This window comes from Pseudobdellovibrionaceae bacterium (genome assembly GCA_020635075.1).
Taxonomy (GTDB): Bacteria; Bdellovibrionota; Bdellovibrionia; order Bdellovibrionales; family UBA1609; genus JADZEO01.
Genome location: JACKAM010000001.1, coordinates 1,332,287 through 1,345,254, shown reverse-complemented (window position 1 = coordinate 1,345,254; position 12,968 = coordinate 1,332,287). Strand labels below are relative to the sequence as shown.

General features: G+C 50.7%; 12 protein-coding genes. 8 read left to right on the top strand and 4 right to left on the bottom strand.

From position 1 onward, the window contains the following. Positions 1-6 precede the first annotated feature (6 nt). Both H6624_05870 and H6624_05865 read right to left on the bottom strand, forming a co-directional pair. Entirely contained in the window at positions 7-459 is a 453-nt protein-coding gene (locus tag H6624_05870) for an NfeD family protein (protein MCB9083849.1), read from the bottom strand. A 405-nt stretch (positions 460-864) separates the two neighbouring features. Continuing rightward, a complete protein-coding gene (locus tag H6624_05865; GenBank protein ID MCB9083848.1) occupies positions 865-1,938 on the bottom strand; it encodes an amidohydrolase family protein in 1,074 nt (357 codons plus the stop codon). A gap of 224 nt (positions 1,939-2,162) precedes the next feature. On the opposite strand from H6624_05865, the gene H6624_05860 reads away from it, so the two are divergent. From H6624_05860 to H6624_05845, 4 genes are all read left to right on the top strand, one after another. Continuing rightward, positions 2,163-3,029 (top strand): hypothetical protein, encoded by an 867-nt coding sequence (locus H6624_05860; GenBank protein MCB9083847.1) that lies wholly within the window; start codon positions 2,163-2,165, stop codon positions 3,027-3,029. A 354-nt stretch (positions 3,030-3,383) separates the two neighbouring features. Further along, entirely contained in the window at positions 3,384-4,079 is a 696-nt protein-coding gene (locus tag H6624_05855; protein ID MCB9083846.1) for a hypothetical protein, read from the top strand. 178 nt (positions 4,080-4,257) lie between these two features. Further along, on the top strand, positions 4,258-5,352 hold the full coding sequence (locus tag H6624_05850; protein MCB9083845.1) for a TIGR04552 family protein: 1,095 nt from the start codon (positions 4,258-4,260) through the stop codon (positions 5,350-5,352). Between the two features lie 74 nt (positions 5,353-5,426). Continuing rightward, complete coding sequence (locus H6624_05845) at positions 5,427-6,218, top strand: 1-acyl-sn-glycerol-3-phosphate acyltransferase (GenBank protein ID MCB9083844.1); 792 nt, start codon at positions 5,427-5,429, stop codon at positions 6,216-6,218. A gap of 26 nt (positions 6,219-6,244) precedes the next feature. On the opposite strand, the gene H6624_05840 is transcribed toward H6624_05845, so the two are convergent. Further along, positions 6,245-7,033 (bottom strand): hypothetical protein, encoded by a 789-nt coding sequence (locus H6624_05840; GenBank protein MCB9083843.1) that lies wholly within the window; start codon positions 7,031-7,033, stop codon positions 6,245-6,247. A 72-nt stretch (positions 7,034-7,105) separates the two neighbouring features. Here H6624_05840 and H6624_05835 point away from each other — a divergent pair, with 72 nt between their 5' ends. The 3 genes from H6624_05835 to H6624_05825 all read left to right on the top strand — a co-directional run bounded on the left by H6624_05835 (position 7,106) and on the right by H6624_05825 (position 10,547). Beyond that, positions 7,106-8,596, top strand: a complete 1,491-nt coding sequence (locus H6624_05835; protein ID MCB9083842.1) for a hypothetical protein — start codon at positions 7,106-7,108, stop codon at positions 8,594-8,596. Between the two features lie 148 nt (positions 8,597-8,744). Further along, on the top strand, positions 8,745-9,347 hold the full coding sequence (locus H6624_05830) for a hypothetical protein (GenBank protein ID MCB9083841.1): 603 nt from the start codon (positions 8,745-8,747) through the stop codon (positions 9,345-9,347). Positions 9,348-9,554: 207 nt separating this feature from the next. After that, on the top strand, positions 9,555-10,547 hold the full coding sequence (locus H6624_05825) for an outer membrane beta-barrel protein (protein ID MCB9083840.1): 993 nt from the start codon (positions 9,555-9,557) through the stop codon (positions 10,545-10,547). Here the strand turns inward: H6624_05825 and H6624_05820 are convergent, their stop codons facing one another. Further along, positions 10,548-11,786 carry a hypothetical protein gene (locus tag H6624_05820; protein ID MCB9083839.1) on the bottom strand — a complete coding sequence of 413 codons (1,239 nt, stop codon included), beginning with the start codon at positions 11,784-11,786 and terminating at the stop codon, positions 10,548-10,550. It abuts the gene before it with no gap. A gap of 312 nt (positions 11,787-12,098) precedes the next feature. Here H6624_05820 and H6624_05815 point away from each other — a divergent pair, with 312 nt between their 5' ends. Next, a complete protein-coding gene (locus tag H6624_05815; GenBank protein MCB9083838.1) occupies positions 12,099-12,956 on the top strand; it encodes a 3-hydroxybutyryl-CoA dehydrogenase in 858 nt (285 codons plus the stop codon). Positions 12,957-12,968 lie beyond the last annotated feature (12 nt).

Here is a 12,968-nt window from a genome sequence, read left to right as displayed (position 1 = left end):
TATATCTCAAATCTTGCGGACTAGGACTTTGTTTCCGTCCAGCTGTTCAATTTTGACCTTTGAGCCTTTGCCGATTGTTCCATCTTCCAAATTTACCGCCCGCCAGCTGTCGCCGTAGAGTTTGACGTAACCGGCATTGGCATCGTTGTCGATGTCCACTTCTACGGTAGCCGTTTTGCCAATCATGTCGTCCACATTTGACAGCCGTTCATGGGGCTGGGTGCGGGGGATGAGTTTGTGAAAGATCACAAAGGTGACAATGAGCAAGCCTGCGAGGACTGCGATTTGCCCGGCAAAGCTATCCACCCATAGGGTGATCGGTGCTGTCGCCATAAAAGCCAGGCCGATGGGAAACATGACAAAGCCAGGAACAAAGACTTCGGCAATCATGAACAATAGGCCAATCGTCACAGCGACCTGCCAAGCCGTCATGTGAAAATCAAAAACATGGATGTCCATAGGTCCTCCTTTGTAGGTGCCAGGTTCCGAATATGCGTCTTTGTGCAACAAACTAATTGATTCTTGAATCAACAGGTTTGTTGCACAAAGACGCATATTCGGAACCTGGCACCTACCAGATGCTAACAACATCTGGATGGTTTGAAACACACATTCAACTTTTGTGGTGAAAACTGGGCGATTCCTCGATCTCTATCAGAGACCTGATCTGAGGTTGCATCCAGAATCATCACAAGACTAAGTGTATATATCGATATATATAAAATCAACAATAATACATATAATCGGAAAAACGACGTAAAGTCAGTTGGTTATATCGTGCCGGTTTGAGGCTAAATGGGTCCTTTGCCAGATTAAAACTCTAAGAGTGGGATTTATCCGCCCGGCTGGTGGGAAAGAGTGCTGCTATTTTTGGGGGAAAAGGCTTCTGGCATTTTCACGGAGAATCAGGGCCTTTTCACTGTCGTTCAGGTGAGGGTTGTGAAGAAGGTATTGAATGCTCTCCAGTTCCATGGCCGGAGCCGGACCGTCGGTGCCGAACAGCACACGGTCCAGACCGAGGGTTTTCCATGAGTTAACAATGGTTAGGCTGTCGGGCGACTTGAGAGGGGATTCAAGATTGGTCAGGCATTCTTGTGAATCTGTGAGTGGTGCCCACTCTTCATCTGCGAATACGAAGAAGGGCCTTTCCTTACTGGCGCACAGGCCAAAACCGAATCCGTGGACACCAATAGCAGAAGTTTCCAAATACACATTTCGCTGTTTGATTTGTCGAGCAAGCCACTCAATGTTGGCTGGGTTGAGCGAGGAGCCTACCCCTCCATGGGCGATGACAAACCGAGCCTGAGGATTTTCGTTGGCCACCTGAGCGAGAAATAGAGTCTCCTTGCGTTCCTCTTCCCACCCCGTGCCGTTAACATAATAGCCCTGTTGGGCGATGGGGAGAAACTCGGTGAAGTGGACAAAGTGGATGAGGATAAGGCCTTTTTTGGAGGCTACGACTTCAGCCACTTTTTTAAAGGTTTCGCCGTAGCCCTGAGCAATGTGGGGAGGGCAGTGACGTGGCTGACAAGCCTCATTGGAAAGCCGTGAGGAGCTGCCGTGGAGGTGGAGTTTCACTCCCACCATATGAGGAAGATCCAAGCAGCGCTCGACCTGTTCAGCGGCAATAGGGCTTCTTAGGCTGACGCCGCAAAGACCGTAGAGCTTCATACCAGTCCTGTCTCGAGCAATTGACTGTGAAACCATTTGCTGAAGGGAAAACAAGGCCTCTGGATTGTCTTCGTTGTAGTCGGATAAGAGTAGGGCCCCTTCGCGTAGGAAGAACTCTCCAGGCTTCCGCAGGCGACCCACGAATTCCAGGGTGGCGTCATCGGGGAAATGGTAGTGGGCATCGAAAAAGCGTAGGGGCTCCTGACCGGCGAGGGCCAACGTGCTGGTCAATAGACTGAGGACAATAAAGACAAGGGTCTTAGGCATTTTCATCTCCTGGTGCCAGGAGCAGATTCGATGCCAGGGTCTTCGGGGACTGGATAGGCTTTGAGGGAGAACTTGCAAGGCCCTTTGACAGTTGATGTCCCAAAATTGTCCATCCCGGGTGGCATTCGCTGAAACCCTGCCTATTGGCTTCTCAAGTCTCAAAATGAGACAAAATCTCGGCATCAAGCTTGTTATAGAAGGGTGTAAGGAATCTGGAGGAGATCATGAAGAGACTCGTTACCATCTATATTTTATTCGCCCTAGGTGGGGTGGCTCAGGGAGCCGAACCACCTAAGACCTTTTATGTCCTGGAAAAAGGAACATCAAATGTTCAGCTAGTTGTTGAGCAGGAAGATGGCTCTTGGGGCAAAACGGGAAAGCTTGAGTCTTTGGGTGCCCTTGCTGGCCGAACTCGGACTCCGGTGAATAAGTCTCAGCACACGAAATCGATCAAATGCCACCGGGAAGTCTGTGCCGGACATTATTTTAAGTCGACCACAGGCGTCCTGTGGAAAGCCCTGGCTGTCTTTCCGGACGGAAGCATCTACGCTTGGCACCCTGACAGCGGAAGGAAAGTTGTCGGGTCTTATGAGGCCGTCCAGGTCGTCCAAACAATGGATTGTCCTGAAAAGGGCAGACCATTTCATCGCGCCGACCTGGAGCACTCCTCGGAAACGATTGAGGCAATTAAAGGCCAGAGCGGAGACTATCAGCTCAATATCTACAATAATGGCCCTCTATCGAAACCGAAATACGCCATTGGAGCCGATTGTCTGAGTAACGGCCAGGTGGTGGTAGAGTACCATTCCAACTCCGGTTATATGGGAGCCTCCCTGATTCCTCATGCGGATGTATTGGATCGCGATGATGGCAGTCAATGGCGTGCCTTTGATGATTACGTGCACGTCAACGACAACTGCCAGAGTTGCAAGACTAAACACTACCAGTATCAAGCCGGCAGTGCCCGTCCCAAAAATGACGTTCTCACTGGCGGTGGGAGTGTGGGCGACAAAGTCCAAGTTCTTAAAGAGCGGACGGCGCCCCCCTGGACGCCCACAGGTCCCATTAAAGGAGGCCAGGGCGCCCAATAGAATTTGCCCAACCCAACCCAACGAGACCTTGACCCAACCCGAGGTCCAGCCCTCTCCCGCACACGGAGAGGGCTTTTTTTATGAGGTGCCAGGTTCCGAATATGCGTCCTCATGCAACAAACTCGCTGATTGCGAATCAGATAGTTTGTTGCATGAGGACGCATATTCGGAACCTGGCACCTCTTGTCCACTTCCTTGTCAGTCGTTGGCGCAAAAGCGGCAAAAGCCCCTTTGGACCGTGCCAAGGGGTCTCATCTCGAAATGGGAAGGGGAAGAACCCTGATTTTTCGGCATTGGCCTTGCCTTTAAGAAAGGTAAGCGAATCGACCAACAGAGGTCGAAGGAGAAGGACCGATGAAGCAGTTGTTGAATATATTCTTGATTGCCTGTCTATCAGTTGCGGTAAGCGGCTGTGGCAAAAAGGATAAAAGACAATCTATCCGTAGCGGACGAAATGCTCGTGGTCCCAGTGAAATCGTCAATCGTGGTGCCGTTGATCAGCATGGACAGCCTGTGAAATTCAATCCCGTTTCTGGAACCACATGGGGCGAGATTGTTGGGAGTCCCGAAGATGCCTTTCGTGATGCTGTCTATTATTTTGTGAGCGCCACCGTTGATCCGGCTGAATTTGGCTATGTCAGCGGTCAACCTGGTCAAGATACAGGTGTGCGCTTTTGGGGACGAGTGGAAACGGAGTCCTCATTCACCACTGGCCCGAGTAATCAGCGGATTCGCGGAGAAACAGCTGAGTTACGGGTGTCTATTTGGGACAGCTTTGCAGGCCAAACTGATGGTGCTGGCAATGTGATCCCTGAGTATCCCATCCATATTCGTGGTGCAGCTGACGGTTATGTCAATGGCAATCAGGCGGTGATCACCTTCTCGGATGCTTATGGAAGCATCACTTTGGAAGGTACCATCGGCAACGATTACTTCCATGGAGTGGTGAAGTTTGACAACAAACAGTACTGGGACGGAGTGGCTCCTGGTGCGACCGGCACACTCGGTAACTTTTATGTCGCCACTTGCGGCTTTTTCAATTGCAACTAAGAGGAGAGTCAACAGGAAAAGCTCATTGTAACTAACAAATGAACCCCCCCTTAAGCCCCCGGAGAGACCCTTAACCCAAAATACCCACCCTCTCCGGGGGTTTTTTATTGCTCCTCCCAATTCTGCCAGTTAGCCTTACACCGAGATGAGTTACAATTTTCATTTTGACCCGGGAGTCTTGCAGACTCTAGTGGGCGGAACACCATCCCTTGATATTCAGCGCCTCAACATCCGTGGATTGGATGAGGCCCATCATTTTGTCAAAGCCTACGGCTATGATTTGTCTTCAGAGAAAGACCTGGATCTTTTGTGGCGGTACTATCGCCGGGCGGTGAATTACATTCGCACCCATCTTCTCCAGGAAGGAGAGGAAATTCCCGAGATGCTGGCGGATCCCAATCAGCTCAAAAACCTCGCCTACCTGTTGATTTATGCCAGCACCCGCGAGGTGAAACAAAACTCGGTGCAGAATTGGGCCTGCGCGATTTTGCGGGTGATGCACGTTTTGGTACATTTGGAAAACGATTTGTTTTTTCAGTTTTCTTCCGACATTCAGGAGCAGATTCTCGAACCCTTCAGGCGTGAGATCTACAAGGACCCGGTTACAGGCATTTGGCTGGGCGGCCCCTCCGATCCGGGGCGAATCCGTCTGGAAAAATTCGTCGTTAAATCTTTTAAGAGTTCAGATTCCTCAGTGAACAAACTCTTAGCCAAACCCAGTGCCGTGGCTTTCACGATCTTGGATAAACTAGGTGTACGTTTTGTCACTCGCCATCTCTTTGATGTTTTTCGCGTCTTACGTTTTTTGGAGCAAAAGAATCTGGTGAGCTTTCCCCACGGAATATCGGATGAGTCCAACAACACCATCTACCCTTTGGATATCTTCTTAGAGGTTATGGAGAGTTTTACGAAAGGGCGTGAATACACCTTAGACGAGGTTGATCAAAAGCTTCATGAAAAGCTCCTGCAGGCAGGGGAAGGGGCTCATTACCTGAAGAAGCTCAATATGTTTTCCAGTGGCGAGTACCGCTTTCTCAAATTCATCACTCGGCGCCTCATCCATGTGGATATTCCAGGGGTTGAGAAGTCCAGGCGCCTGAATTTCTTTTATCCTTACGAGGTGCAAATCATGGATTATGAGACCTACACGCAAAATTTGAGTGGACCCTCTTCCCATGAGCAGTATAAATTGCGGCAGAAGAAATTCGCCCGGCGACGGATATTGGGCTTTTTGGACTCTGACAAGGGGTCCGAAGGTGACTCGGCAGAGTAGGGCGAATGGCAGTCGGTGAGGAGGCCCTATTCCGGGGTTGGTCCTCTGGTCACTAACTGAGGAGAATATAATCAATGGAGTCTGCGGAGACCTTGAAAGAGTCGCCCTTTTTTGTTTTCTTAAGCTATTTGAGATCGATCGTCGCAACGCCTTTGGCGGCCATTTGGACCCTGACCTATGGGTCGGTGGCGATCGTTACCCTCCTTCTCTTTCCATCCAATCGCATCCGTGATGTGATCTTTCACACCTGGGGCAAAGGCCTCTGTACCTTGTTTGGTTTGGATATTGAGGTCAGAGGCCTTGAGAACTTCCCCAAGCCTGGAACGCCAGGTGGAGTCTGTCTGTTTAATCACTCCAGCAATTTTGACATCCCCATCATCAATTCGGCAATCTTTGGGTCCATCCGCTGGGGAGCAAAGGTGGAGTTGTTTAAAATTCCGATTTTTGGTCCCACCCTCAAGAGCATGGGTGTTTTGCCCATTGCCCGCGCGAATCGGGAAGAAGTGCTGAAGGTTTATGAACAGAGTATCCCTCGGGTGAAAAAGGGCGAGTGTTTTGCTCTCGCTCCAGAGGGGACGCGCAAAGATGGAACCAAAATCTACCCATTTAAAACCGGCCCCTTTGTCTTCGCCACCCAGGCCCAGTGCCCATTGATCCCCATCGTAGTTCACGGTGCCTGGCGGGTGCAGAGCAAAGGCCAGGTCTTTGCCTGTTGGGGGCGTTGGAACAATAAGGTCATTATTGAAGTCCTGCCTCAGATCTCAACTCAAGGCTATGATTTGGAGAGGCGTCCTGAGCTACAGGACAAAGCCTATCATGTCATGTCTGAAACCTTTGAGAGGCTTTGTCGCGAAAACGGCCGCTAGCCTTGGAATTCGTTTTCGAGCCAGTTCTACGGCAAGATGTTGTTCATGATGCACACATCGGTGCGAAAAGTGCGTCGTTCGCCGTCGAGATCCAGCTCCATATTGCCCGAACGTAAGGGGTTGAGGATGATAGGCTTGTTGAGAGAGAGTAAAAAGTGAGGGTTGCTGGAACTATAAGAGTCCTGAGTGACACCGCTGCCGTCAAACAAACTCAGGAACTGAGGCAGTAAGCCGGTGAACAAAGTGAAATTGGTCTCAAATCGAGAGAAGAAAACTTGGGTGGGGTGCTCCTGGGTGTTGGGCATGGCCTCACGCAAAACCACTTGCAGATCCACGTATTCCCCAGGCAAGGCCCCGCCTGGGAAGAAGTAACAGACTTCGTGGATGTATTTGATAGTGTCGGTAACCAGAGGGATCTCTTCAGCCTTCTCAAAGCTTGAGGTGCCGGTGAGATAACTAAAGACCTGATTGTTGGCCTCGGACATCTTGAGTTCATCAGCGGTGACAGCTTGCGGGTTGTCGCCGTTACAGCCCTCTGAATAAGTCACAGTCTCATCTTTTTTGATTTCCATCATACCGCGAACAGGAGTGATTTTGCCGGTGTTTCTCTCAGTGCACTGGTGGCCTCGCTCGGTCCAGTAGTACTTACCCGGCCCTGGCTTACCGCCATAGCCCGCACCATTACCACTTCCGCCTCCGGCTTTGGAATTTTGTGGGCTGCTACCACTCTTGCCGGAACAAGCTTGGAAAGCGGTGGTTAAAATAAATGTGGTGGCCACCAAAATGGTGATGAGCCAAATGCGCCAGGCTTTCAAGGTCACTTCTCCCAAAGATGTTACCAGTATAATTGGTCCCCAGATAATTTAAAATCTGATATATTTGGAGAGATGGCAAAGAACTGGGGCCAACTCATTCAATATATGGAGACCGCCAGCCAGGCGGGGAGAGGAGACACAGTCCGCAAGGACTTGAAATCCCTCAATACATCCAAGGTCCCCAGGGCCTACCGCTCAACCTTGGCCAACCTGGCCCGCCGGAGTGGTCTTCCTTTGATTGGTATTCGGCTCCTTAATCCCATAATCAGAAGCGATAAACCCATGGATGAGAAGCCTCGTGCGGAGGAAATCAGTGAGTACGCTGTCTCATTATTAAACATTGGCGCTGTCGATGAGGCGCAAATTCTTCTTGAGAATCTGGATAGTCAAAAGTTTCCCAGTGTTCTTCTCTATCGAAGTTTTATTCGCTTTTCCCGCTGGCAGTACCATCTGACTCTCAATGATTTGGCCACCTATTGTCATTTGGTCGAAGATCCTTATCAGGTCCAAGTCGGAAAAGTAAATTGGGCGGCGGCATTGGTCTTTGCCGCGGAGTTTGCACAGGCAGAAGGGATTCTCAGTCAGCTGCGTGAGGAATTAAAACAAAGCGAGAAGTGGCGCCTATTAGGGAACGCTCTAGAGCTGTCGGCGCAAGTCGCACTGGGCCTTCGGCAGTGGGTTTTGGCAAAAAGCTATTTGGAGCAAGCAAGGTCCCTTCTCGGACAGGGCGAAGGTCTGAATGATTTTTTTGTGCGAAAGTGGGAGGCGCTGCTGCAGCTTCATGAACAGCCTCAATCCGTTCCTGCCAGATTCCTTGTTCACCAACTTAAGGACGAGGCCAAACGCCTTTATCATTGGGAGAGTGTGCGGGACTTTGATTTCTATCTGGCCACTTTGGGTGGAGATGAGGAGTTGTTTTTAAGGGTCTACTTTGGTACTCCCCATGCAATATACAGAGAACATATCCTGGCTAAGACCAAGGGACGATGGCAGTTGCCCGACAATTACCGGGTGCAACCAATAGCTGGCGACTGCACTTCGTTTCCAGTTTGGGACCTTGTTGAGGGCAAGTTAGTTGGTGGATCTAAGCCAAGACGAGTGAAGCCCGGTCAGTTGTTTCATCGCTCTCTTGGCCTCTTAGGCCAGGATCTTTATCACCCCAAACCCATGGCCACCTTGTTTGCGGAGCTCTTCCCCGGGGAATACTTTAATCCCAACACCTCACCTGATCGAGTTTACCAAGTTATTCGCCGATTGAAGGCTTGGCTGTCGAGATCCAAAATGGGGATTGCCATCGGCAGTCGTCACGGGGGTTATCATCTTATATTGAGAGGTCCGACCGGCCTTCTTCTTCGCAATTGCAACACCACTCAATCGGCGGAAGAGATTTTCTGTTCTCGCCTGAAGCAGCGGTGTCCTGAGGGCTTTAACTCGCGCCAGGCCAGTGAGGTTTTGGGCATCAGCCGTACCGCCTTTCAACGATGGTTGGACTGGGCCCATCGGGAAAGGCTCCTGGTCCGACAGTCGGCTGGGCCACACACCAACTATAAGTGGTTGAATTAGCACCATTTTTTTAAAATCCATATCTCTCCAATTTTGTCAGTTTAAGTAAAGGACCAGGGCCCGTAGGATGGAATCATCAGGAATTCGGGACGGCCATTAAGCAGCACGTTTTCATCTAGGCCCAAAAACAAATCAGAACGAGGAGGAGATGATGAAAGCGACAAACAAGGTTCAAGCAATGGTATTGGTGGTTTTGGCAGCGATTGCCAGTGGCTGTAATGAAACCAAATCAAAGCCAAATCTGTGTCATGATCTGAGCTTTAAACCGGTGGCCTTTTCATTCGACTACAACGGTGGTGCCTCAGGCGGACAAATCGTCATGAAGGTGGACCTACAAACAGACAAGGTGCAGATGGAAAAAAATGATGGTGCAGCCAATGTCTGCAGCTACACTTTGACTCGTGCTGAGTCTGATGAGCTTCGTGAGTTTTTTGTTGATCCTATCACGGTCTGTCAGGCCTATGCCGACCACAATAGTGCCACGCAAAGGGTGTTGGGCCTTGTCGGAGAACAACAAAATCAATCAGAGTCCGTTGCCCAGCCGGACAACAACGTTCTTAAAATCAAAGATGGCTATGACAAGTTAGAGGGAATACTAATTCAGTTGTCTGACAAGATTAAGAGAGAAGGTGACTGCACATCTTCCAGCTCAGTGCCCAGTAGCCCCAATGGAGGCCCTGACCAAAGTCCCGGCGGGTCCGAAATTCCTGGCGGCACTGATGGTGGAGGGGATTGGGAGCAGCACCTCTAAGTGCGCCCAAGAGGGAAGTACCCGTACCAAAGAGAGTCGTGACCAGAAAGACCTCGTCCCTAAGCCCCGGAGCCTACTCCGGGGCTTTTTTTGCGGCACTACTAACGCCCAGCCCGTGGTGCAATTTCTCCCCTCAGCGCCTAGAATAAAGGAGTGAACGGGCGCTTTTTTTGTCGAATAATCCTCTTGCTCTTAGGGCTGTGGTTGATGCCATTGGCTCAGGCTGAACAGTTGGGTGCGCTCGAATTAGATGAGTTGAGTTTAAGGGCGGCAGGTCTGGTCCGCGAAGGGCAGTATGCCGAGTTTGACTTGCGCGAATCCCTATTAGGTTTTCGTTGGTCCCTGGATCAAACCCTCGGGGCTAAAATCGCCCTTGGTTCACTCAGTTTGCTGAATGTTCCCGTTCACTTCCAGTCGACACCTTCCGATGAATTGGGAATTGTCGAGGCCTACGGGGAGTACAGCTCGCCCTATGGGGCCTTCCGTTTTGGTTTGATTCCATTAGAATATGGTGTTGAAGGCAAAACCCGCGAAGGGGATTTGCAGTTGCCGCGCAGTCTGATGTACTCGAACCGTGTTGTTGGCCTTCGAGACTACGGCATGAGGTTTCTCACCGAGCACAAGGGCTATTATACGCGCATGGCAGTTCACAATGGTGAAGGCGGTGAAAATCTGGATGGACGGGTGTGGTTCACCGCCAGCTGGGGTTGGACGGATCATGAAAAAGTCGACTTTGGATTTAGCGGCCGAACCGGAACAACCAAGCCAGCTTCGACGTCACTCAGTGGTGATACCTTGGCGGGTGTGGATCCCACCTTAGAGGCTAAGTGGCGCATGGGCACCACCTACATTCACTGGGCTCCCCACCGCTGGACCGTGACTCTGTCAGGAACCTGGGGCGAGGTGGAGCAGGACAAGAAGAAGGGCAAGAAGTTCTTAACCGGATTCTTTGATTTGGGATATGACCTGACCCCAAACTTTGGTGTGCTTGGCCGATTTGACTACTTTGATCCCAATGACAAGGTCAAAAAGGACGGCCAAAGGGAAATCAGCCTGGCCTGGGTGTGGCGCAGTCGCGAGGGCAATTCCCGTCTGTATTTTATTGGCACAAAAGTGGAAGAAGAAGGCGTGAAGGTCAACAATGACGAGTTCAGACTCATCTGGCAGCTGACCCCCCAATCCTTGAACAAGGTTCGCTAATCACTCCAGACAGGTGTAATCGACACGGACGCTGGTTCCCTCGGCGAGAGGCGGATCAAAGTGGACTTTGTTGCCCGAGACAGTCGGTACCGATCCACTGCTGTTAGGAGAAATACTGATGCCCTCGACGGAATGGGGAGAACACCTGAGAGTGACCGACTTTAGTGAGCGCACCGTTCTTTGTCCGATGGCCGTCAACTGACTGGCATAATCCCCGGCGCAAATGTTGCCCTTTTCTCCGTCGGTGATATCGCTCAATGTTTGAATCACATGACCATAAAAGGCCGGATGGATGCTGTCCTGGCTATCATAGCAGGCCCGGTCGTTACGCAAAATGGAAATGGAGTGGCCTGTAAATGCCTTGCCCGGCCACTTCTGGTGAATGCGAGTTGCCAGAGTGAGTGGATTGTTTTCCTGAGTCAAAGGCTGATACTGTTCTGTGTAGTCCTTTAACTTGTGATTCGGGTGAGGCGCGCCAATATCAGTTTCCGTTTGGCAACGAGATCCGCAGCTCCTTTCGTCTTCATCCGAGAGTACAACCATGGCCAAGGCGGCGTCAGGACGAAAGCACTCCTGATTGCTGGGAAGATCCACGGCCAGGAGGCCCGCTCTCACCGGTTGCTCGTAGCCACTGCCCGAGCCAAAGTCCCATAGGGCCAAAGTTAAAAGCGTATCTGAGAAGTACTTTTTAGCATTGGGATTGTCCTTGCGCAAAACTTTGGAACCGGTGGGGCGGAAATTGAGGAGATGGTCGTTATCGTACCACTCGCGAATGGCGCCCGCGTCGGTCTTTAGGGTGCCATCGGCCTTTTCCACATGGGTGAGAGTGTAGCAGATCTGCCAGTCCACTTGATTGGTCTCCAAAACATCCAACAAGCTGCTTAAGCGTTGAGAGAGCTTTTGATGTTCAGGTGACATGGACTGACTGTTGTCGAGAATCATCAGGATGTCGACCTTGTTCGGCGTGATCGGCAAGGTGAAATTGGAAGAGTAGGCGACAGGATTGAGCGGGTTGTTGCAGCTATCTCCATAACAAGGCTGACAACGCGAGCCTTCGCAGAATTCAGGGCAGTCAGGTCCCGAACAGCCAGGCGGAATACCGAAACCCTGGCGGGCCGCATTTGGATCTGCTTCTTTGGAAAACCGTGCTGGAGCACAAGAGTTAAAAGCCAGACCCAGAACAAATACACTAGATATGAGAAGGCCAATAATGACCTTCCAGTTCTTATATAATCCCATTTCGAAGTCCCCTATACCCTCTACATCCCAATATTGATGCCAAGACCAATGGAAATATAGCCAGTGGGGAGTGGGTCCTGGCGTCCAAAGATTTAGGAAACGAAAAAAAGTTGAACACCCGAGTGTCTCAAGTTGGGGCAGTGGCAAAAGGTACCGGGTTTCTTTGGCTGCGGCTGTGCGCCAAAGTCTCTCCCGATTCGGGTAATTTTGGCGCACAGCCGCAGCCAAAGAAACCCGGTACCTTTTGCCATTTGATACTCGTGCGGGTTATAAATCTCACTTTAAAAAGCAGTTTTAACGCAGGAGGCAATCGTGTCTTTCAAGAAAGTGGGAGTCATTGGTGCGGGACAAATGGGTAACGGCATTGCCCAGGTTGTTGCTGCCCACAAAGTGGAAGTGGTGATGATGGATGTTTCGGATGCGGCCCTTGAAAGAGGAGTGCAGACCATCGCCAAAAGCTGTGACCGCCTGATCAAAAAAGAAAAGATGACTGAAGGGGAGAAGTCAGAACTCCTGGGCCGTATTCAAACCACCACAGAAATGACGAATCTAAAGGCCTGTGACTTCGTGGTTGAAGCGGCGACTGAAAATGTAGACTTAAAGTTGAAGATCTTTAAGCAGCTGGATGAAATTTGCTCGCCCGAGACTTTATTGGCGACCAACACTTCGTCGATCTCCATTACCAAAATTGCCTCGGTGACCCGCCGGCCTGAAAAAGTCTGCGGTATGCACTTTATGAACCCTGTTCCCTTGATGGTTTTGGTTGAAGGGATTTCTGGTTTGCAGACTTCCCCCGAGACCTTTTCAAAAGTGAAGTCTTTTGCTGAGTATTTGGGAAAGACTTTTGTGGAAGCCAAGGACATGCCCGGCTTTGCGGTCAACCGCATTCTCATGCCCATGATCAACGAGGCGGTTTACACTCTTCATGAGGGAATTGCCTCCGTTGAAGACATTGATGCCGCCATGAAGCTGGGAACCAATCAGCCCATGGGACCTCTCACTCTGGCGGATTTTATTGGTTTGGACACCTGCCTGGCGATTATGAACGTTCTCCATGACGGATTGGGTGATACCAAGTACAGACCTTGTCCACTGTTGGTGAAATACGTTGAAGCCGGATGGCTGGGACGCAAGTCGGGTCGTGGGTTTTACAACTACGCTGCGCAATAGGCGGTAAAGGGG

Coding starts and splice junctions, on each gene's coding strand:
- H6624_05820 (MCB9083839.1), bottom strand. CDS start 11,786: ATGGGATTATATAAGAACTGGAAGGTCATTATTGGCCTTCTCATATCT.
- H6624_05855 (MCB9083846.1), top strand. CDS start 3,384: ATGAAGCAGTTGTTGAATATATTCTTGATTGCCTGTCTATCAGTTGCG.
- H6624_05865 (MCB9083848.1), bottom strand. CDS start 1,938: ATGCCTAAGACCCTTGTCTTTATTGTCCTCAGTCTATTGACCAGCACG.
- H6624_05870 (MCB9083849.1), bottom strand. CDS start 459: ATGGACATCCATGTTTTTGATTTTCACATGACGGCTTGGCAGGTCGCT.
- H6624_05860 (MCB9083847.1), top strand. CDS start 2,163: ATGAAGAGACTCGTTACCATCTATATTTTATTCGCCCTAGGTGGGGTG.
- H6624_05845 (MCB9083844.1), top strand. CDS start 5,427: ATGGAGTCTGCGGAGACCTTGAAAGAGTCGCCCTTTTTTGTTTTCTTA.
- H6624_05830 (MCB9083841.1), top strand. CDS start 8,745: ATGATGAAAGCGACAAACAAGGTTCAAGCAATGGTATTGGTGGTTTTG.
- H6624_05825 (MCB9083840.1), top strand. CDS start 9,555: ATGCCATTGGCTCAGGCTGAACAGTTGGGTGCGCTCGAATTAGATGAG.
- H6624_05835 (MCB9083842.1), top strand. CDS start 7,106: ATGGCAAAGAACTGGGGCCAACTCATTCAATATATGGAGACCGCCAGC.